At 50.8% G+C, this 23,266-nt stretch carries 6 protein-coding genes; 2 read left to right on the top strand and 4 right to left on the bottom strand.

The window, feature by feature from the left end; all coding sequences use genetic code 11:
* Positions 1 to 864 carry a rhomboid family protein gene (locus tag GPK90_RS03530; protein ID WP_015552362.1) on the bottom strand — a complete coding sequence of 288 codons (864 nt, stop codon included), beginning with the start codon at positions 862 to 864 and terminating at the stop codon, positions 1 to 3.
* A gap of 397 nt (positions 865 to 1,261) precedes the next feature.
* Here GPK90_RS03530 and GPK90_RS03535 point away from each other — a divergent pair, with 397 nt between their 5' ends.
* On the top strand, positions 1,262 to 5,584 hold the full coding sequence (locus GPK90_RS03535) for a 2-hydroxyacyl-CoA dehydratase (RefSeq protein WP_215702171.1): 4,323 nt from the start codon (positions 1,262 to 1,264) through the stop codon (positions 5,582 to 5,584).
* 168 nt (positions 5,585 to 5,752) lie between these two features.
* Here GPK90_RS03535 and GPK90_RS03540 read toward each other — a convergent pair whose 3' ends face one another.
* The 3 genes from GPK90_RS03540 to GPK90_RS03550 form a co-directional block, all read right to left on the bottom strand.
* The gene (locus GPK90_RS03540; protein WP_215702172.1) at positions 5,753 to 16,936 is read right to left on the bottom strand and encodes a Calx-beta domain-containing protein; all 11,184 of its coding nucleotides are present in this window, start codon (positions 16,934 to 16,936) and stop codon (positions 5,753 to 5,755) included.
* Positions 16,937 to 17,126: 190 nt separating this feature from the next.
* Positions 17,127 to 19,613 carry a helix-turn-helix transcriptional regulator gene (locus GPK90_RS03545; RefSeq protein WP_215702173.1) on the bottom strand — a complete coding sequence of 829 codons (2,487 nt, stop codon included), beginning with the start codon at positions 19,611 to 19,613 and terminating at the stop codon, positions 17,127 to 17,129.
* A 328-nt stretch (positions 19,614 to 19,941) separates the two neighbouring features.
* Positions 19,942 to 21,414: a 4Fe-4S dicluster domain-containing protein gene (locus GPK90_RS03550; protein WP_215702174.1), complete on the bottom strand. Its 1,473-nt coding sequence runs from the start codon at positions 21,412 to 21,414 to the stop codon at positions 19,942 to 19,944.
* A gap of 519 nt (positions 21,415 to 21,933) precedes the next feature.
* On the opposite strand from GPK90_RS03550, the gene GPK90_RS03555 reads away from it, so the two are divergent.
* Positions 21,934 to 23,013: an ABC transporter substrate-binding protein gene (locus GPK90_RS03555; RefSeq protein WP_215702175.1), complete on the top strand. Its 1,080-nt coding sequence runs from the start codon at positions 21,934 to 21,936 to the stop codon at positions 23,011 to 23,013.
* The last annotated feature ends 253 nt before the right edge of the window (positions 23,014 to 23,266 follow it).

The following is a 23,266-nucleotide window of genomic DNA, read 5'->3' on the forward strand; positions in this document are numbered from 1 at the left end:
TTATGCCTCCTGATTGCTGTTTGCCTGTCTTGGATCCATCCCGCCTTTTGTTACATGTTTGTGGGTATACAGGTGGTCCTGACAGTATTCATAGTCGCCTTCGCACTTGGAGCAGTAGCGGAATACAAGATTCGGGTCGTCCTCCTCCGTACGTCCGCAAACAGCACAGCGGTGGCGTCCGATCTTTTCCGCTGTCTTCTGCGCCTCGCGCATCTGTGAGTGAAAGACCTGTTTTCTCCGAATTTCCTTTGGATTCAGACGGCTCCCCCTGGACATGAAGAGGTATACGATAAAATTAAGTAAAGACATAACGATCGCAATTCTCTGCGACATGCCGCCGAAAAGGAATCCATAGACGAAGTAAAGTCCATCAAAAAGTGCCAGATACTTCGCCTTGATCGGAAGTACAAAAAACAGGTAAAACTGCATTTCCGGGAATGTGGCCGCAAATGCAAAAAACAGGGAAAAGTTCAGATAATCTGTGGTGAGAATATAGACCTGCCCTGTAATGATGTAGATCAGCAGCGCCGCAAGGACATGACCGATCACACCCATAAAAAAGTACACATTAAACCGGAAGGTTCCCCAAACCCGCTCCAGAGTCATTCCCAGATTGTAGTAAAGGTAGATCGCTATCAGGTTGAAGAAAAGACTGCCAGACGGCGGCCAGATCATAAATGTAACAACTCGCCAGATCTGTCCGTGAAGGATCGCCCTCGCATCCAGCATCAGGTACTGGATGTAGAATGCCGGTGCCATCATCTGGACCAGTACGCCCACCGCATACAGGATCACGATATAATACATGAGATTCGGAATCGCGTACCGTCCGAATTTCCGCTCCATCTTGTTCATAAAATTCATTGAAGCTTTCCTTTCCTAATAGAAATATCTATTTCTCCTACGCCCCGTATTATAATTCCCAACCGTTTCTTTTGTCAAACGCTTTATGATATCGTTACTGGAATGTCTATCCATCCCCTCAACGCATTCTTCTAAAATCTTTACACATTCTTTACAGAATTTTAACCGTTTTTAACCTCAAGATGCCAGTTCCGTCAATTGTATTTCCTTTTTTAATGTGTTATACTAGGTGCGGAATTTTGACATAACAGTTCAGCTATGTGCCGATTTCGGCAGAAAATTGTATGGCTGAACGGTTCGGCATGTTGATGCCCGCATTCCGGCTGGCTGCCTGCTTTTTGCGGACGGCTCGTTTTTTTCTGTTGAAAAGGAGGTATGGGGAGAACTCCCCGCTCGTATGAATCAATGCTATCGTCTTGGAATCGATATCGGTTCCACTACTGTAAAAGTTGCCGTGATCGACGACAACAACAAAATTTTATTCGCGGATTATGAGCGGCATTACGCCAATATCCAGGAAACCCTGGCCTCGCTTCTGAAAAAGTGTAAGGGAGAACTCGGTGAACTCTCTTTACGGCCCAATATTACAGGTTCCGGCGGACTCACTCTGTCGGGTTACTTACATATTCCATTTGTCCAGGAAGTCGTAGCGGTTGCGACCGCACTTCAGGACTATGCTCCGCGGACGGATGTCGCCATCGAGCTTGGCGGCGAGGACGCGAAGATCATCTACTTTACAGGCGGAATCGACCAGCGTATGAACGGGATCTGCGCCGGAGGTACCGGTTCCTTTATCGACCAGATGGCTTCCTTATTACAGACGGATGCTGCCGGTCTGAATGAATATGCAAAGAATTATAAGGCGATCTACCCGATCGCTGCCCGCTGCGGCGTGTTCGCAAAGTCCGATATCCAGCCGCTGATTAACGACGGTGCGACCCGTGAGGATCTTGCAGCCTCTATTTTCCAGGCGGTTGTGAACCAGACCATCAGCGGTCTTGCCTGCGGAAAACCGATCCGCGGAAACGTAGCGTTCCTCGGCGGTCCGCTGCACTTTTTACCGGAGCTTCGAAACGCCTTTATCCGCACCTTAAATTTAACCGGTGATGCGATCATCGCCCCGGACCATTCCCATCTTTTCGCTGCCGTCGGCGCTGCCATGAATGCGAAGGATCGCGCGGAGATCTTCTCTCTTGACAAGCTGATCGCAGATCTTTCCGGCGGCATCAAGATGAAATTTGAAGTAAAGAGAATGCAGCCTTTATTTAAGGATGAGGCAGATTATAAGGAATTCACCGACCGCCATGACCAGTACAAGGTCCGCCGCGGTGACCTCGCCACCTATGAGGGAAATGTATTCTTAGGAATCGATGCCGGTTCCACCACAACGAAGGTGGCACTCGTCGGCGAGGACGGTTCCCTGCTCTACAGCTTTTACAGCAGCAACAACGGAAGCCCGTTGGCAACCGCGATCTCTTCCATAAAGGAGATCAAGTCCCTGCTTCCGGACAGCGCGAAGATCGCCTACTCCTGCTCCACCGGCTACGGCGAGGCCCTCTTAAAGGCGGCCTTCATGCTGGATGAGGGCGAGGTCGAGACGATCTCCCACTACTACGCGGCGGCATTCTTCGATCCGTCCGTAGACTGCATCCTCGATATCGGTGGTCAGGATATGAAATGTATCCGCATCAAGGACGGCACCGTGGACAGTGTCCAGCTCAACGAGGCATGTTCTTCCGGCTGCGGTTCCTTCATCGAGACCTTCGCAAAATCCTTAAACTACAGCGTTCAGGATTTCGCAAAGGCGGCACTTTTTGCCCAGAACCCCGTGGATCTCGGAACGAGATGTACCGTATTCATGAACTCCAACGTAAAACAGGCGCAGAAAGAGGGCGCTTCCGTTGCGGATATCTCCGCAGGCCTCGCTTACTCTGTGATCAAGAACGCCCTGTTTAAGGTCATCAAGATCACTTCCGCCGGCGACCTCGGAAAGAACGTCGTTGTACAGGGCGGAACCTTCTACAATGACGCAGTCCTCCGAAGCTTCGAGCGGATCTCCGGCTGCAATGCCGTCCGCCCGGATATCGCAGGTATCATGGGTGCCTTCGGTGCGGCACTGATCGCCCGTGAGCGCTACATGCACCGTCCCCATGAGACGACGATGCTCTCTCTGGACGATATGATCAATTTGACCTACACGACCACCATGAGCCGCTGCCGCGGATGCGTAAACCACTGTGTCCTGACCATCAACCGGTTCGAGGGGGGACGTCAGTATATTTCCGGAAACCGCTGTGAGCGCGGTCTCGGCGTGGAAAAGGCAAAACGTGACATCCCGAATCTCTTTACATGGAAGTATCACAGACTTTTCGACTATGAGCCGCTGACAGCCGACAAGGCGACCCGCGGCGTTGTGGGAATCCCGCGGGTTCTCAACATGTACGAGAACTTCCCGTACTGGGCAACCTTCTTTAAGGAGCTCGGCTTCCGCGTGATGCTGTCCCCACAGTCCAGCCACCAGATCTACGAGCTGGGCATCGAGACGATCCCGAGTGAGTCTGAATGTTACCCGGCAAAGCTTGCCCACGGTCACATTTCCTGGCTCATCAAACGCGATGTGCCGTTTATCTTCTATCCATGTATTCCTTACGAGCGGAAAGAGGTTCCGGGAGCCGGAAACCACTACAACTGCCCGATGGTCACCTCCTATTCGGAGAACATCAAGAACAACATGGAGGAATTAAAAGAAAAGAACGTGAAGTTCTTAAATCCGTTCATGGCGTTCACAAGCGAAGAGATCCTTTCCAGGCAGCTTCAGGAAGTCTTTAAGAAGGAATTCGATATTCCGGAATCCGAGACGAAGAAGGCCGCTAAAAAGGCTTGGAATGAACTCGCCCAGGCGAGAACCGATGTGGAGAAGAAAGGCGAGGAAGTCTTACAGTACTTAAAAGATACCGGAAAACACGGTATCGTCCTTGCGGGACGTCCGTACCACATCGATCCGGAGATCAACCACGGCATCGCCGATATGATCACCTCCTACGGTTTCGCTGTCCTCACGGAGGATTCCGTATCCCATTTAGGAAAGGTGGAGCGCCCGCTCGTCGTTACCGACCAGTGGATGTACCACTCCCGCCTCTATGCGGCGGCGGCCTTTGTAAAGACACAGGATAACCTGGATCTCGTCCAGCTAAACTCCTTCGGCTGCGGTCTCGACGCCGTGACCACCGATCAGGTCAGTGATATTCTCACCCGATCCGGTAAAATCTATACGGTCTTAAAGATCGATGAGGTCAACAACCTCGGAGCCGCAAGGATCCGTATCCGTTCTTTGATTTCCGCTCTCCGCGTCCGTGAGGAGCGCCGCTACACGAGAAATATCGTGTCCAGCTCCTACAACCGCGTAATCTTCACGAAGGAGATGAAAAAGAACTATACGCTGCTATGCCCGCAGATGTCCCCGATCCACTTCGAGCTCATCGAACCGGCGATCCGCAGCTTCGGCTACAACCTCGTCGTTCTCCAGAACGATGACAAGACAGCCGTGGATACGGGATTGAAATATGTAAACAACGACGCCTGCTACCCGTCCCTGATCGTCATCGGACAGATCATGGATGCCCTGCTGTCCGGAAAGTATGATCTCGATCACACGGCCGTCCTCATGAGCCAGACCGGAGGCGGCTGCCGTGCGTCGAACTACATCGGATTTATCCGCCGCGCTTTGGAAAAAGCCGGTATGGCGCAGATCCCGGTCATCTCCATCAACGCGAACGGTATGGAGACGAACCCGGGCTTCACCTACACGCCGTCCATGCTTGTGAAGGCTCTTCAGGCTGTTGTATACGGTGATGTATTTATGCGTGTTCTCTACGCTACAAGACCTTACGAGGCCGTTCCAGGCTCCGCAGACGCTCTCCACGAGAAGTGGAAGAAGATCTGTGTCAAAGCGCTCTCCACAAAGAGCGCCGGAATGATGACCTTTGTGAAGAATATCCGCGGCATCATCCACGACTTCGATAACTTAGAGCGCACGAATGTCCACAAGCCGAAGGTCGGAATCGTCGGAGAGATCCTCGTCAAATTCTCACCGACCGCCAACAACCATATCGTGGAGCTCTTAGAGTCCGAGGGCGCTGAGGCGGTAATGCCGGATCTCATGGATTTCCTGCTTTACTGCTTCTACAACAGCAACTTCAAGGCAGATAATCTGGGAATGAAGCGCTCCACGGCGCATCTCTGCAACATGGCGATCTCCCTTCTCGAGTACATGAGAAAGGCCGCAAGAATTGCTCTTGAAAAGAGCACTCACTTCACTCCGCCTTCAAGGATCAAGGATCTGGCAGTGATGGCAAACGGCTTTGTCTCCCTTGGAAACCAGACCGGTGAGGGCTGGTTCCTGACCGGTGAGATGCTGGAGCTCATCAAGAGCGGTGTCAACAACATCGTCTGCGTCCAGCCTTTCGGCTGCCTGCCGAACCACATCGTCGGAAAAGGTGTCATCAAGGAGCTTCGCTACGCGAACCCCAAGGCAAACATCATCGCCGTCGACTATGATCCGGGCGCCAGTGAGGTAAACCAGTTAAACCGTATCAAGCTGATGCTTTCCACAGCTCAGAAAAACCTTGAAAAGGAGGAATATGTGGATCCGAATCTGGCGAAGACATTAAAGAAGGTGGAAGAACTTTCTTCCAAGCGTGTCAATAAGTGCCGGTTGTAATCTACATACCATAAGCTTCTAAATACAAATTCGTCTCAGTCGAAAACCGGATTTCTACTGAGACGAATTTGCTGTTACTACCACCTGAAAAAGGTGGGATCTTATCTAACTTAGATAAAGCACATAAAAACAGCGGCAGATATCATTTTCGATATCTGCCGCTGTCTGTTATCTTCCGATCAGCGCCCCGGAGACTCCGACACGATAGCCATCCGGCGTCACAGCACTTACGTACATTGCGCCCTCCGGTATCGGATTTCCACCCGGATCAAGGACTCCTGCCATCGGATTCAGGTAATACCAGACCCCGTTCACAAGGATCCAGCCGATCACCATATCTCCGTCCGCGTTCAGATAGTACCATCTTCCGTTCACAAAGATCCAGCCCGCTGCCATATCTCCGTTCTCATTCAGATAATACCACTTTCCGTTTACGGATCTCCAGCCTGTCGCCATTCTTCCGTCCGCATCCAGATAATACCACTTTCCGTTCACGGATCTCCAACCCGTCGCCATTCTTCCGTCTGTGTCCAGATAGTACCAGTGTCCGGATGCATCGAGCAGCCATCCGATGTGCGTGTATCCGTCTGCGTCACCGTAATACCAGAAACCGTTCTTAAATACCCACTCATTGCGCGCCAGCGTGCCGTCCATCTTCATGAGTCTCTTTCTGCGGACCGTTCCGGAGCCGGAATTCGGCTTCGTTGAGCCGCCGCCGTTTCCTCTTGCGAGTTCTACCGGAATCGTAAGTGTGCTCTCATTTCCGAGCTCATCCCACGCCTTGAATACAACATCGTACTTTCCGGAATGGTACAGCATGATCTTCGCCTCGCCGTCTGTCAGCGTCAGTTCCTTCTCCACCTTCGTGTCTGTCATGTAAGTCACCTTCGTGACATCCGTCAGATCATCCAGAATCCTGATACCGATCTCATACGGCACGCGCTTCGTTCTGCTCGCCGAGATCTGCTCGATCTTCGGCCCGGTGCTGTCCACGATGATTCCCTGGCTGTTGATGATAATGTAGTTTCCTGCGTCATCGGTGATTCTCGCGTAGACGATGGACTTGCTATCCGCTTCAATGTCAGCCCATGCCCAGTCTTTCCATTCCACGTTCGCCAGCTCTTCTCTTGTAAGCCCTTCCACTTCTTTTCCGGTTCCTTCCGGCACCTTGTACTCGTAGTGCTCGATGGAAGCGACATGGTCGTTGTCATCCGCAATGATCTCAACCTCCACATCCTCCTGGAAAAGGAGACCGAAGCTCACTTTATTTAAGAATGACTTCCAGGAATTCTCCCCGAGTATCAGCTCACCGGTCGGATCCTCCACATCCCGGAAGACTGCTTCCAGCTCTGTGGACTGTTCCATGGTCATCGAAAGCTTTTTATCCGTGCTCAGATAATTTCCGTCTGTTCCGGCAATTCTCCACCCGAGGAATACAAAGCCCTTTCCTTCGGATGCCTCTGATTCAAATATCTCCCCTTTCTTCAATACCTGGCTCTCCTGCGTTACAGTTCCGCCATGATAATTCACTACCTTCGCCTCGCAGAGCTTCGTCACATGGAATTCCTTCTCCTCCGACATGCTGCCCGCAAAAGCACTTGTCGCTGTGACCTTCACTCTCACATCGCCCTGATCCTTCACAGTGAGGATTCCCGTATCCTGATCCACAGACGCAATATCCGCACCGGAAAGGATCTCATACGTGTAAGTCAGCGGCGCTGCCATATGTCCGGCAACATCACAGGTCTTCCGCTCCGCCTTCGGCTCCAGCGGGATCTCCACGGTGTCTTTATCCGTCTCGATCGTCTGATCGTCTTCCCCGGCGATCGTAAGTCCGTCAAATCCACAGGTACATCCATCTACGGTAAAGCGGAACGTGTAAACATTTGTCTTTCCATTTTCTTTCACCGTGATCTCTGCCGTCCGCTTATCCTGCGAAGCTTCTGCCTGACGGATCGTAACGGTTCCCCGTCCTGTCAGGCTTTCCGCCTTCTCAATCTGTGGGATCACAGGATTTCCGTCCTGATCCTTTCCTACATTGATGCGAAAGCTTGTGATCTCCGGTGTGAACTCGGTTCCCCAGGTGAGACCTGTTGACGAAAATTCGATGTTTCGAAGCTTCGCCTGGTTATCATAAACTTTCTGTGCTGTTTTCTTTCCGTCAGCGGTCGTTGCCCTGAGAATAAAGTAATTTTTGACCTCATCCGGAATCTTGATGTAATTTTGGATATAATCCGTCGGATCATCACTCTGACTCAACCGGATCTCATCCGCACCTCTATCCGGATCGTCGCTCTCTACAAGTTCCCAGGTAACCTTTTTCTTCTCTTCCTCAGAGTCAGGAGCAACCACTTCCATGTAGATCTTATCTTCGCCGTCTTTCTTGATCCACATGACATTTACAACCGGTTTCTCAAGATCGATGTCTGCCACAGGAATGATCTGCAGCTGCGTAAGCCCGTCACGATTTGTGGACCGGACAATATACAGTCCATTTTTCGCAAGTGCAAACTGATATGGATCCTCCTGTTCTGCCAAAACCTGCTTCTCAGTAATCGATTTTTTAGAAGAAAGCTCCAGCTCAGATACCTTTGCAGTATCGGTTGCATCCGAGCTTGTGTATACAAGATACGCATTGCCCTCATCCAGCTTTTCTCCGTCTACCGGTTCCTTTCCGTCCTTATCCGTGATCTTCACGGTGCCCTCCGGCCAGGAATCATTCGTGAGTTTTCCATTCTCATCAAACCAGTCGACCCGCAGCGTCTCCACTGTCTCAAGTCCCGCCGCATCGCGGACAAGGATCTGATACGTTCCGTTCTTATTGATCGAAAGCTCGGATTTTGCAAGCCGATTTCCGGTATTGGATACGAGATCTGCTGTCTTTCCGTCAATCGTCGCCGCCTGGATTCCCGTATTGTCCGCAAACCATACCGGGAACAGGATCGTCTCACCGGTCTTTACCGTGCCGGCTTCCGGGATACTCTTTCCGTACAGGATCTTCGGCTTCGCCGTATCCTTATTCTTTTCGATCTCCTCCTGAAGATTCTTATCGGAATCAAGTCCACGCGGTCCATAAAATTCCACATATTTATCGAATTCTGTCATCTCACCGGTAACTGTGACTTCCACCCTGCACTTTTTCAGTTCATGGTTTCCAAAGTTCACCGCAACCGGATTGAAGAAGCTGTCGCTCTCATATTCCGTCTCGATAAAGCCGAAATCATTTCCGCGGATCGCAACCTTTACCTTTCCTTTAAAGTAGAGATCCATGTTGTCCGCAAAGGTTTCGAATGTAAATGTTCCATCCTGATATCCCTTACAGGTGTCTCTCATGTACGGGAATACATCTGTGAAGGTGCTGTAGGAGGTCTCATCCCGGAACGGTTCCTTTCCATCCGTGAATGTCAGTGCAGGGTTTGTTGTCACGATGTTGACACCCTCTGTGTTGACAGCGAATGCCATATCGGTAAACGAACCTGTTTTCAGATCTGCAATCCGGATGATTCCGGTTCCCGTCTTCTCCGGTGTGATGGTAAGCTTCTTTGTATCCGCATTGTAGAAGAGACTTCCAAGATACTTCTCCTCACTTCCGTCAGCACCGCTGACCTCACGGACCGTCACGGACGGTTCCTCCGTCACTCTTGTATTGCTGATTCCCACCGGGATCTCCACGGTATTTCCAAGGATCAGGTTTAAGGTATCCGGAACCTCAAAGAGGCTGACCGGCTCCAGACTTCTGTAAAGGCTGTTATTGTCGGTTGTGTACTCATAGCCCTCTGCCTCGTCCCCGGCAAGAATCGTAAATCTGAGATTCATGGACTTTGTCGGGTCCTTCTCATCGTAGCAGGAAACCGGAAGCTTCATGGTTCCTGTCACATTGATCGCGGATCTTGCGCTCAGGGTGTTGACCGCATGTCCGTCCTGATCCTTCAGAGTAAAGATTCCATCGCTGCCGGCGCTCCTTCTAAAGAGGCTGAAGAGAGAGGTTGCCTTGTCAAGCTTCCACTCCGGTCCGGCGATCAGGGCTTCTCCCTCTGTATCGACCGGATACCAGACCGTCTCCTCAACACCGGCTTTCTCCTCGATCTTCGAATACTCGACCTTGATCTTCAGACCCTCAGCGTTTTCCGTACCGGTATTGTTGATCTGCATATCCGCATAAACCTCAACCGTCGGCTCTCCCGCCGCCCTTGTCCGGCTTCTTGTCGTGATCGTCGTGTGACCTTCCGCTCCGACCTTCAGATAGCCAAAGCCAAGCTCCGGTTTTTTCCCGACAACATAGCTTGCATTTGCCGTTCCGATCGAGCTCCAGGAGAACGCGTTTTCAAGGAAATAGCTCTGATCCTCCGCGACCGTAAAGTACAGGGTCATCTCATCGATCCCTGCCGGAAGTGCTTTCGTCTGGGCTTTCAGACCGGACGCATCCACAAGCTCCGAGGTATCTGCCTTCGCGCCTGCGAGGATATTCTCCTTCACCGTCCAGCTCATGAGCTCCTTCGCCTCTCCGTTTACGGAACCATCCTCGTTAAGCTTCGCTGCCATAAGTCTGATGGTTGCAGGATTTGCCTCGCTCGCACGGATCGCCGTATCTCCGCTGTTCCGGAAAGAGATCTGAGGTGTCAGGCATGCGCCCTCCACGAAATTGTAGGAGTCAAATTTCAGGGAAGCTTCCCCGATCTTCTGGTTTCCGATTCCATAAGAAATCGCATAGTAGCCGGTATCGGATGCCATCCGGCCATTTCTTGTCGCCGGAACGATCTCCTTCACCTCTTTGCCATAACGATTCTCATACGGTTCTGCCTTTATAAGCTCCGTCAGGGTTCCCTTCGTCACGATCAGAAGCGTTGCCGCCTTTTCATCCTGTAAAAGATCCGTTCCTTCCGCACCGCCGTTTTCTCCTGTCTGGATACCGGCATCGCTGCCATTCTCATCCTCTCCGGTGTCAGGAGTGATCACTGCCGCGAACTTTTTCTGTCCGAGAGCGATCGCTGGTGCCGCAAAGATAAACCGGTCCATGCCGCCCTTGTGGACTTCATCGAAATAATAGTCCCGGATCGTCTCATGATCCAGTCCGCTTCCTGCAGTATCCTCATAGACCTGCATGTGGTTCATCGCCAGCATGACCGGCGCGCCCCAGGACCCGATGGATGCGTCATAACGGCTGATGTACAGCGCGTTATTCACCGTATCTGCCACGGTATCCGTATAGACCGCAGAGAGATTTCCGTCTCCGTCTGCGCCAATGATCACATCGGAGCGGACATCCGCCTCCTGTCTCTCATTTCCATCGGAATCCTGATACAGGGACGGCGTAAAGAACGGGATCACTGTTACTGCTCCGCCGGTTCCATCGCCCAACAGGGACTTCACATCCTCTTCATCGATCACATACGTATTTCCGTTCATGCCAAAGAGGAAGAAATCTTCCGCCTCCAAAGCAGTTCCGTCAGCAGACATATGAAGTGCCCCATGAAGGAAGTTCAGGTTTGTAAAGTACGGATTCTCAAACGGCTGTTTGAGAGCTCCGCCCTCGTAAATACCGTCCTTCTCGGAATCCTTGTCATTATCGATCAGGGTGTATAACAGTACCGGGGTACCGATCTCCGGTTCCCTGTCATCTTCCGAAAGTGTGATCTTCTGCAGGAAAAGCTGTTTTACGCTGCTCTTCTCATTGCTTCCGTCGATCTGAACTCCGGTCGTGCTGTACGCGAGATAATAGGTACCATTATCATCCGCTTTCCGCATCACGATGCTGTCGATCCTCGTATGGTTTTCCTTCCATGCGTCGGACGGGCTTGCCGCATAGATCTTCCAGTTTTCAGATGCATTTGAGGAGCTTGCGACCGCAAAGTTCAGGAAGGAATAATCGCCGTATACGCGGTCGATGTCGTAGTTTACCGCCGCATTCGCCGCCGCATGGGGATCTCCCTCGCCCTCTCTGGTATCCTTGTCGATCGTCTGACCGTGTCTTGTATCAAAGTACTTGTCATACGCTTTTTTTCTGTTATCCAGATCCTCATTTCCATACGGCTGTGCCTCAGAGAATACCACAAGGTCATTCCCGGCAGATACCGGCTGGAAACGATAACCGTTCGGCTCGCTCTCGTTCCATTCACGGACAATCTCTGTCACACGAGAGTCTTCATCCGTGGATGTTCCACCAAGCCGGATCTTTGTTGTTTTTACAACCGTATTCCGGCTCATGAAATAAGCTGCATTGGACGGGGACGCATTCGGCGGGAGCAGGCCTGTTCCCTTATAGCTCACCCATGAAACATGGAGCGTTCCGTCCTTGTCAACAGAACCGTAAAAGTCCAGATCCCCCGCTGCATCCGGAGCTCTGAGATCTTTGTCTACAACGACATACAGCTCACTGCCATCCGGATCAAACGGATTTACAAGGCCAAGTCCCGTATTTCCTGCTCCCGATTTTGATACAAGCTCTGAAAGAACAAGCTTGCTGTCCTGCATGTTGTGGTCGCGATCCTCATCGTTGTCAGTCAGGTTCTTGCTGATCACATAGAGCAGGTAGTTATGGTCCTCTCTCTGAGCGTCCGTCCAGGTGAGAAGCTGGTATCTTGTACCACTTCCAAGATTTTCTGCCAGCTTATAGGCACTGGCGGAAGAACCGAAACCGCTGACCTCAAACGGCATATCATTTAACTGGATTGCTCTTGAGGACGGATCAGGAAGATTGTCCTCCGGCGCATAGATCCACTGGTCGTATTCCCGATCCTCCGGCCATAGGATGTGGATTCCACGTTCCTCGTAGGCATCGTCGATGCTCTTTCTCGATCTTATGAGACTTCTTGTCCCGCCGCCGAAATTCTCTCCAAGCGCATGCCAGCGGAAGAACCATGTGTTCTCTCCGTCATCAGATCGGCTCTTATCATAGCCAGTCTCATAGCCGATAAGATCCATCTCATAGCTTAAGAAAAGAAGTGTGATCCTCATGCCGACCGCACCGGTCGTTACAAATTTATCAAAGCTTGCTGCCGCGTCTTTTGTTCCAAAGGATGCTGCGATCGCCACAGAGAACTTCAGGTAAAGCTCTACATTTGCGACCTCCACGCCGACACCGCCGCCTGCCTCGATATAGACCGTCGGGCTGATCTCAACACCGGAGAAGATCACCTTACTTCCCCTTGTGCCATCCGCCTTTGTATACTCCTCGACCTCCAGCCCTGTCTGGACTTCAAGATCTGCGCCAAATACAACAAACACATATACAATATGGACAGGCTCCGGATAGACCGTCATCTTCACAGAACCGCCCGCCGCCAGAAGAAATGCGGCCTGCTGGAATTCAAACTTGTTGCTGATCTGGCTGTATTTCCACAGGAAGGTCATATTGAGGGCAAGATCAAAGCCTTTCTCGCTGGTCTTTCCCTGTGGTTTGACATAGTTCGTACCGTATGTTCCGGTTGTCTGGGTATTCGATTTCCTGTTTGCCGCGTCGCGAAGCTGGGAGATCGCGTTTTCCCCCTTTTCTCCAAATCCAACCGCATTCTTCATGTCATTTAATGCGTCTCTGGATTCCGTAAAGGTATTTCCCGTCTTTGTCTTACTGATCTTCTCGATCTTCGGCGTTTCCTTGGAATTCGGAAGATTGTTTCCCTTCTCCACATACTCGGTTTCCGTTTTCTTACTGTAAAGCGGAATACCGATGGAAAATCCGACGGTATCACCATCCATGATCAGCTCCGCCGGGCCAAAACCAAGGTTCAGGTTCGGAAGCTTGATCTTCGGATCTGTCTTTGAGAGATTTGAGCCCTGACCGGACTGCTCGATATCCGGATCCGCCTGTACCACCGGCATCTCATCCTGATTGAAGGAGAAGGATCCCTTGGACGGTCTTGCATAAAAGCTTCCGAGTCTGGAATTTTCCAGCTGACCCCGGTAAAGGATCGTCAGCGCATATGTATCATTTCCATGAAAGCTTCCGAGATACGCATTGATCTGGTCCTTCTCCGTTGCCGCCGGATACTGGTCCGTGGTCATCATCGTATCATCCAGCCGGATCTCGCCCGGGTTCTCAAAAGCCTTTAAGAGCGCTCCGTGCCACTTCGGATTCCAGACATATGCATTCTTACCTGTGTTTCCGTTATAATCTGCCGGATTATAATCACCGCCAAGCGGGAAGGAAACATAGCCTACCGAAGCTTTTTCCGTATAGACCTTCTGTGTCATCGTATCGCCGCCGTTGATCTGGCGATAAGACTGCATTTCCTTTGTGAGACGTGACTTCTGCTCCTCGTTCGTCACGATCGTCGTAAAGTTCGGAACGATCTGGCAGGTCTCATCTGCAGAAGCTCCCGGCGGAACTCTCAAACAGCGCGGGATCATATTGTAGCGGACAAATACCAGCTGATCATACGTCTTTCCTTCGATGACCACCGGTTCAAGGGTTCCGATGTCATAGCTGTCATCCACAAGTGCCTGAACGAAGAGATCTGTCTTTCCGTTTACCTCCTCCAGTTCATAGAGACCTGTCTCCGGATTCAGCGTAACATCGACCTTACCATTCTCATTATAGTCTACATAAAGAGCTGCCTCCGCGATACTGCCGATCTCCATCGTGCGTACATGTCCAAGAACAGTGTAATCGTAAAACTGGAATTCCAGCGTCGGCATGGAAAGCTCCGCAAGACTTACCGGGATCTCCTCGTCGCCCTGATACAGTTCACCATTGAACAGGATCACATCGTCATGCTTCAGATGGAAATTAACGGACTTTAAGTTCTTCACACCGGTCAGGAAGAAGGTATTATCCTTTACTGTAAGACCTTCTAAGGCAACCGTCCGGTCCTTATAATATTTATGGGTCCCTTCTGTGAGATTCTTATCGTACACGCCCTGGGTGATCGTTGCATGTTTCAGCATGCTCTCCAGACCGGACTTTGTGGACTCATATTCCTCATCCGTCTTATTTCCGTCATTGTCCTTATCGATGGATGCGGAAAAGTTTAAGACGAAATTCTGCGTTCTGTCTAACGGAACGTCCACATAGTAATTATCATTTCTGTTTGTCAGCTCATTGTCGTTCCGCAGTAATGTGATCGACGCTGACTTTCCATCCGGCATTGCCGTATTCACGATCTTCTGGCTCCGGCAGTCGATCAAACGTACCGTGTCATGGAACTTATAGATGCCGCTCTGGCTGTTTTCCGTCAGCTTCAGCCGGCTGCCTACGTACAGATTTCCCCATTCATCCGTACCGCCGTCCTCGATCCTGACGGACGGGGCAAGCTTGTTCCGGATAAATCGATCCGCCGCTTCGCTCTTTGCATCGGAACCAAAATTGCGAAGATCGTCCAGCATCTGGTCATCCGCCGTATGGATCCGGAGGATCGGGTTGTCCGTAAACGCATTTCGTTTTAAATACGCATTCCTGATCTGCTGTCTTCCGGTAATGTTCTTGTTTGCCTGGGACTCAACACGCATGTACAGATAATTGTAGTTTTTCAGTGTATCATACGACACACTTCCACTTGTCACTGCCTGCCACAGGTTTACGGTTGCTTTCGTGTTTGATGTCCTCGCATCACTTCCGCATCCGGCCTGTCCGCCGAGATAGAATGCTTTTCGCTTATAATTTCCGGAATTTTCCGAGATAAAGGTACCATCATTCCGGAACATGACATTGCTGTCCGCGGCTTCATTTCTGAGAAACCTTTTTACATTGTCCTGTCCGTCACCATAGGCCATATCCTTCGGATACTTATCATTCAGGTTTCCGACATAAGCAAAGGTCGCATTGTATTTTCCCGCTTTTTTGTGGGATGTATAGTCACTGTCCACATAGAGTGACTCATATTTATCATACAGATGATCGATATAGAGTCTCGCGTAGATCGTATTGTTTGTTGCGATCTTCCATCCGTTGTCGGAAAATGTGAAATTTGTCCTATCCCTATCTGTACCGGAATCCACATACCTTCCGTACTTCCAGTACCAGTTGGAGCCTCCTTCTCCCTCCTTCCGTCTGGAGTCCGCGTTTGCGTATCCATTTACATCGTCAGATGCCCCCGGAGCCGAACCGGCGATCCGGGCATACTGCTTCCATGATCCTTGATTGCTTCCAAACTGGAGTGCATCCCCGTAGAGGAACGTCCGTGTCATCGGCTGGCTCTCCGCGTCACCGAGAACCGGCGTAATATCGAGTGCTTCCACCGTTTTCCCGTCGTTCTCAACAACCTCTGCCAGGACGGTATCGCCCTCTGCCGGAGCAAACGCCTCATCACTCATCACAAGACGGTCTGACGCATCCTCCGCATCCGGAAGGTAGGTCAGCGTCGCAAGATTTTTCCTGTCGGCACTGTTCGTATTATAAAGGGAAACTTCGATGGTATCCCCACCGTCCGCCAGTGTCGCCGCCTTCGGATCCCGCAGATGGACATAAAATGTCACATCGTCCGCCTCATCAAGAGAAGCTTCCCCGTCATTGATCAGCTCCACGGTGATCGTCGTCGTATCGATCCCGCCCGCAAATCCGGTGCTGCCTTCTGCCTTCACATAGTCTTTTCCGGCTTCTGCCGTTCCATCCTCTGTGTAATAATCCACCTTACTCACATACCGGATGCCGCCGGTGCGTTTTAAGACAAGCTGTGCCTGTCCCTCTGACCGGTCCACACGGAGATCCGATACTTCAAAGCCGATCTCACTGTCGATCGCTTCTTCATTATCGGTAACGCATACCGTCAGACGGTTTGCGGAGTCGTTAAATTCTGCCCCGGAGGCGTCATAGATCATAGCCAGAAGAAATTCCTCTGCCTCATGCTCATCATCATCCACTGCGGAGATCAGGATATCTTTTACCCACTCACCATCCGCAAAAGTAAGGTCAACGAACAAGGTGCCAAACGGGTCCTCTGCCTCTGTGTCAAGCTCCGTATAGGTCACTCTTGCAGCCTCCGCAGAGCTCGGGGTCGCGATCCATTCGGTATCGACCGGATCCTCCACCCTAAGCTTCACATCGTTCCAGCTCACTGCGTTCGCGGTGTTTAATTCTCCTCCATCTTCCTCCATCTCTGCCGCGGCAGGTGTCAGGGCAATATGGGCAGTTGCCTCCCCATCCCGGCCGCCGAGACGGTACACCGTGAGCTTCTTTTCTTTTTTCTCTCCCTCTTTTAAGTAAACTGCATTGTCCTTAAACGCAAAGACACCGTTCGGAAACGTTTCGATCCAGTCTTCCGTCTCCTGGATCCCTGTTCCGTTATTTCCGGCTACGGTCTGTCTGCCGCTTTTCGGTTTGATATAACCGTATGCCGGCATACCGCCCTCGGCCGCCATAGCAGCCGCAAGAAGGACTGCCGTCCCCTGCCTCAGCCACGATCTCCATTTCTTTCTCATATGATCCCTCCCAAAAATCTGATCTCCTGCTGCATAAAAAAGAATCTATCTTTTTGTGTGCTTTGGAATTCTTCAGAAGCTGTTGCACAAAAAAAGCCTCTATACATATATTGTACAGAAGCTTTCTTTTCATGTCCTCACCCCTAAGTAGTAACCTTTGAGGGATTTTTCTATGTTTCTATTCTATTTTTCACCGGAAAAGCTTTTCCAGCTGACGCCTTTTATCGCGGCTGCTGCCGCCGATCTCCAGCTTTGCATAAATATTTTTCATGTGGGTCTTTACTGTGTTTTCGGTCAGGAACAGGCGTCTGGCAATCTCCTGGTTGCTGATGTATTCCGATGCCAGTCTGGCGATCTCGAGCTCCCGCTCCGAAAGCCCTGAGAGATCATGTCCGGGAGCTCCCGGGAGCGTCATTCCCTTATAACGCCCGCAGATCCCGGCAATCTGCCGCAGATCATCCTGATAAGCCGGCACATCCGAAAGGGTTTTCCACAGCTTTGCCGGGATCTGATCCAGGTTTTCCACAAACGGCATATGGATCCTGTCAACAAAGGCAAGCTCCGCAGCTTTCTTTAACGCTGCTTCCGCCTCCTGTTCCTTTCCAAGGTGTGAAAATGCCGCCGCAAGCTGGATCTCCAGATAGATCGCAGGCATGACATAGACCACCCGGTTTCCGAGAAACTGCTTTTCCATGCTTTCTTTTCTCGCCGCAAGCTTTGAGTATTCTCCCCGCGCCAGCAGAACCTGATGGTAGATCGTAAACGCTGATGCCATCGCTGCCCCTAACACGGAGGAGCTTTCCAGGAGACCATTCGCAACCCACGGCACAATCTTCTCCGTCTCCCCGCGCAGAGCCGAAATAAAGCTGTCGCAGAGATCCAGACTGTGGATCATGATATACTGGCGGTTTTCCATCAGCTCCCGACAGAAGCTTTTCCTCTCCTCCTCGAGCGTCTCAAACCCGCCATTTTTTTCTGCCATCCGCATCTTTAAAAAGAGACAGCAGGTCCGGATCCCCCACTGTCCGTAGCGCTTTGCCGCGTCCACTGCCTTTTCCATGGCGATCTGCGCATCTGCATCCAGCCCCCGGTCAAAGGCAGCCTCCGCCGCCATCATGTGCTCTGCCCCCTGTCCATGTCCCTCTGTCAGGCGGTAATAATACGGCATGCACTCATACATCTCGTCCATTTCCTGATCAAGGGATCCGCTGCCGCTGTGATACAGCCACAATACCGACGGCGAACCGAACGTCCAGCTATTGGTGGTATCAAGCGTCACCGCCTTTTCCGTCATCAGACCACCCGCTTTCCGGTGAAGGACACTCATGGCGGAGATCTTATTGTATTCCAGGAAGCTCATATTCATATAAAATTCACCGAAATACTGGTTTCTCTGCTTTTCGTCGATATCTTCCGGCTCTTCCATGCAGGAAAGGAAAAATTCCTTCATCTTCATCATCTCCGGCATCATTCCAAAGAAAAAGAACCGCCGCATACAGATGATCTGAGCCAGATAATGCTTCTTTAAGATCTCCGGCGGACAATGCTCCAGCCAGACCTTTAACCGGTTCCGGTACTCATTGCTCTGCCAGGAGGACTGGGTCGTCTCCAGCGCCCCAAGCATGGAATCATAGTCTCCGGCACGGTAAAATGTCTCGATCGCCTCCGGGATCTCTTTATTTTTCATATACCAGCGGCCAAGATTCCGTAAATACTGATCCTGCTCCGTTTTTGGAAGCTCACAAAACGCCTCCCTTGCACATGCAAGCAGCATATGATGATAGCGATAGATTCCCGTCGTCCGGTCGCAGCTGATAAACGCGTTTCCCGCAGTCAGATCCTCCAGAAGCTTTTCACAGGAAGCTCCCCATAAAAACTCCGCCTGCTCCGCGGTAAATCCGTCTGACACGGACATGACCCGGAGAAATTTTTTATGAAGCTCGTCTACCGTGTCAAAAAACAGCTTTCTCATTCCATCATAGATGGACTCTCCATCCGAAAGCAGCCGTCCACTCGAAGAAAGCTCCTTAAAATTCAGATAGATCATGGAGATCCAGCCCTCTGTCATTTTGCTTAAGCTCTCTCCCTGAGCTTCACTTAAAGCGACGGAACAGTGCTTCGCGTACTGAAAGATCTGCTGTTTTTTCAGGCACAGATCCTCTTTCCGGATCTCTAAAAGCCGGCGTCCGAGCTCCTGCTTTTCCTGTCCCTCAAAGACCTCACTCCGGCTCATGATGATAAGGCGGAACTGTTCCGGCAGCTGTTTGATCAGAAACAGGAGAAATTTCCGGATCGGCTCTTCTTTTACAAGATGGAAATCGTCTAAAACCAGATAGATATCCCGCGTCTCACTCTCCAGACCGTCAAGCAGGATCTCAAGAAACAGCGCTCTTGCCGCATCGTTTTTCGGCATTCCCATCTCGACGAATTCCTGTCTCAGCTTTGGAAAATTCCGAAAACTCCGGCAGAAGCTGCTCCAGAAGATACTGCCCTCATCCGCCAGCATGTTCAGGCGGAATATAAGCGCAGAACTCCCAAGTCCCTTTAAAAAGCTGGTGACCGCCGTGGTTTTTCCGTATCCCATCGGGGCAACCACTGTCGTCACCGTATATTCCGGAATACTTTCCAGGATCACCTTCAGGCTTTCCTGTATGTAAATATCGTTCAGTTTCCCCATGTCCATGCTCCCTGTAATACCGAAATGATCTGGTTCCATTTTATCATATCCGGCAGCGTTTTGTGAACATAAAAGATCGTGCTTTGGCACATTCTCGCGCCTCGCGCGGTCGCTTGCGACAATCTACAGTTTCACGCAAGTATGCATCATTGGCACCGTCAGGGTCTTTTGTGTAATAGGGAATTCCTCAGAATTTCCTGTTACATAAAAAAAACAGCATACATTTCGCGGAAACCGATCCGAAAAATACATGCTGTTCTTTTATTCACAGATGTCCGCCAGCCCCAGCCGGACACCCTGCCATATTCATATGTTATGTAAACCTACATTAAGCCTCCGGCTTCTCGTAGCTGCGATGCATGGAGAAGGAATCCATATCGTAATTCTTTAAGTTCTCCCATACTCCGCGGCCGTCTGCTTTGGCGATCACAGCGTCGCGGTCTTTCTTGAATGTCATCTCCTGTTTCAGGTTGCTCGGTCCGCCTACGCAGCCGCCCTGGCACATCATACCCTCAATGAAATCTTCCGGAAGTCTGCCGACCTTGAGAAGAAGAAGGGCTTTCTTAACCTCAGCCGCACCGCTGCAGCGCGCAACCTTAACGTCAGCGCTCTCACCTTTTTCCTTGAAGCACTCGATCACTGCGTTTGTCACGCCGCCGCCATTGCCGAAGCGTTTTCCGAAGACACTGCCTTCCTGCTTTGTCTCCTCAGCCGGCTCAAGCTCAACTTCTTTTCCGCGCAGCATTTCGATGGCCTCACCGAAGGTCAGAACATAATCTGCATTGTTCTCGATGGACTTGTCAGCCGCCTCAGACTTCTTTGCCATACACGGTCCGATAAATACGGTAACGGTCTCCGGATCGATCGCTTTTAACATTCTGGATACCGCACACATCGGGGATACCGTTGTGGACATATTATCGATCAGAGTCGGATAGTGTTTCTTGATCATATTTACGAATGCCGGACAGCAGGAGGTCGTCATCTTCTTGCCTTCCTTAAATGCCTCTGCCCATTCCATTGCCTCGTACGCTGCTGTCATATCAGCACCAGCGGCAACCTCTACCATATCGGCAAAGCCAACCTTCTTTAATGCAGTACGCCAGCTCTCCATTGTGATATCCTGGCCGAACTCACCTTCAGCAGCCGGAGCAACCATGGCAACGACCTTCTTGCCGGCCTTGATCGCCTCGATCACCTGTACAACATATACCTTGGAGGAAATTGCACCGAACGGGCAGCTTCTTACGCAGGCACCGCACTGGATACATTTCTTTTCATCGATCTGGCAGATTCCGGTCTCCGGATCCATTGTGATCGCATCTACCGGACATGCACGGCGGCACGGACGGATCAGCTCAGCGATCGCATTGTACGGACATGCCTGAGCACAGCGTCCGCACTCTTTACAGACACTCGGATCAATATGGGCACGGTCACGGCCGATCGAGATCGCACCAAAGTTACATGCGTTCTGGCAGGCTTTACCCATACATTTCTGACAGTTATCGGTTACAACGAATCTTGTGATCGGACACTCCTCACATGCAGAAGAAATGACCTGAATGATATTGTCGCTCTGTTTGTCACTCGGACATTTTCCCTCCGCGAGACGGATTCTCTGACGGATGATCTCTCTCTCCTTGTATACACAGCAGCGGAACTGTGCCTTCGGGCCCGGGATCAGTTTGAACGGGATATTGTCTCTCTCTTCCTCGAGTCTGCCCTCGAAAGCCAGCTTGGAAACTGTGCGCAGCACGTCATACTTGATCTTAAGCAGTGCCTCATCGTTGGTTTTCATACCATTTCCTCCTAAATTTTGAATCCTCTATCTTACCTTAATTTTTAATGTTTTCGCATCATATTATCGCATATCCCCCTTTGCAAAGCAAGTCGGAAATTGTATATAATCCAACGCATTCCGGGGAAAAACCTTATTTTCTTAAATTGTATACAATAAAGTACAGGCAGCGAAATTCCTCGTATTTTCCTGGGTTTTTCTGTCTTTCTGTGTCGGATATTTGTTCGCAGTATGCGGCTGTCCAGCACCGCTTTCTTTGTCTCTAAAACATGTTTTCCCCAGTCTCATGTTGGATTGACATTCCTAACTCCCCATGATATATTCTATTTAGTTCGGTCGTGCTAACCCCAAAGGTCATCTGTCCTGAGGGAAAAGACGAAAAGAATCTGATACGGGAATATCTGTCACGCTCAGGATCCCCGGTATGCTCTTTTCGTGTGCATACCGGGGATTTATCATTCACACAGACAGTGGGACAAGATCCGTGTCTGTCAGATTTTTTTCAGGAGGAACTAAGTTATGAGAAAAATGTTATCCGTCATGATGGCTGCCGCGATTGCGGGATCTCTCCTTGCAGGCTGCTCATCATCCACAACCGAAACAACAGCTGCCGCTTCTTCCGCGGAGGAGACAACGACTGCCGCTGAGGAGACCACAACGGAAGCCGCTTCCGAGTCTGCTGCCGAAAACACCGGTGATGAGACCGTTGTCCGTGTCGGCGGTTTAAAGGGACCGACCACCATGGGACTTGTAAAGCTCATGGACGAGGCCACAAACGGGGAGTCCGAGAACAGCTATGAATTCACTATGGTAACCGCAGCTGATGAGATGACCGCCATGGTCGCAGGCGGAAAAGTCGATATCGCCCTGCTTCCGGCGAACGTCGCAAGCGTTCTTTACAATAAGACAAACAAAAATATCTCCGTGATCGATATCAACACTCTCGGCGTTCTCTACTTCGTATCTGCCGACAGCTCCGTGACAACGATCGATCAGTTAAAGGGAAAGACCGTATATCTTCCGGGAAAGGGAACTACTCCGGAATACGCACTCCGCTATGTGCTCTCCGCCGCAGGACTCGGAGAGGATGATGTAACTCTTGAATTCAAGTCCGAGGCATCTGAGGTGGCTTCCGTCCTCGCTGAGGATCCGAACGCCATCGGTCTTCTTCCGCAGCCATTCGTAACTGCCGCTCTCGCCCAGAACGAAAAGCTCTCCATCATCATGGACCTCACAAAAGAGTGGGATAATGTCCAGAGCGAAGGTTCCGGAAGCCGTCTTGTAACAGGTGTTACCATTGTAAACAATGATTTCTTAAAGGAGCACGAGGATCTCGTCGATACGTTCTTACAGGAACATGAGGCATCCATCGCCTTCACCGCGGAGGATCCGGATGCCGCAGCCGAGCTCATCGCAAAGGCTGAGATCGTCGCAAAGGCTCCGATCGCAAAAAAAGCGCTTCCTTACTGCAATATCACCTTCATCTCCGGTGATGAGATGAAAACAGCACTTTCCGGTTACCTTCAGGCTCTGTACGACCAGAACCCGGCCTCCGTCGGCGGTGAGCTGCCGGATGATGGATTCTACTATGTAAAGTAATTGTGACTGCGAAAGTTCTCAACAGTTACAAGCATTCATGCCGACTGTGAAAAACGAGGTATGGCTGGCAAAACAGTCATACCTCATTTCTATATCGCCGTTTATTCTCACGGAATTTAGTTTACATAAGTCAGTTTAATCGCTTGAGCCATGAGAAATATCTGTTATAATTTGTAACTGTTCAGTAGGTCTGCGCACTTGCTGCGCTGACCGTAAGAAAACATAGGCTGGAAGGCAAAAATCCCATCAGCGA

Source organism: Clostridium sp. MCC344, assembly GCF_018785365.1.
Lineage (GTDB): Bacteria > Bacillota > Clostridia > Lachnospirales > Lachnospiraceae > Pilosibacter.

Excerpts from the sequence above, each read along its gene's own strand:
- GPK90_RS03530 (WP_015552362.1), bottom strand. The coding sequence starts at position 864 with ATGAATTTTATGAACAAGATGGAGCGGAAATTCGGACGGTACGCGATT.
- GPK90_RS03555 (WP_215702175.1), top strand. The coding sequence starts at position 21,934 with ATGAGAAAAATGTTATCCGTCATGATGGCTGCCGCGATTGCGGGATCT.
- GPK90_RS03550 (WP_215702174.1), bottom strand. The coding sequence starts at position 21,414 with ATGAAAACCAACGATGAGGCACTGCTTAAGATCAAGTATGACGTGCTG.
- GPK90_RS03540 (WP_215702172.1), bottom strand. The coding sequence starts at position 16,936 with ATGAGAAAGAAATGGAGATCGTGGCTGAGGCAGGGGACGGCAGTCCTT.
- GPK90_RS03535 (WP_215702171.1), top strand. The coding sequence starts at position 1,262 with ATGAATCAATGCTATCGTCTTGGAATCGATATCGGTTCCACTACTGTA.
- GPK90_RS03545 (WP_215702173.1), bottom strand. The coding sequence starts at position 19,613 with ATGGGGAAACTGAACGATATTTACATACAGGAAAGCCTGAAGGTGATC.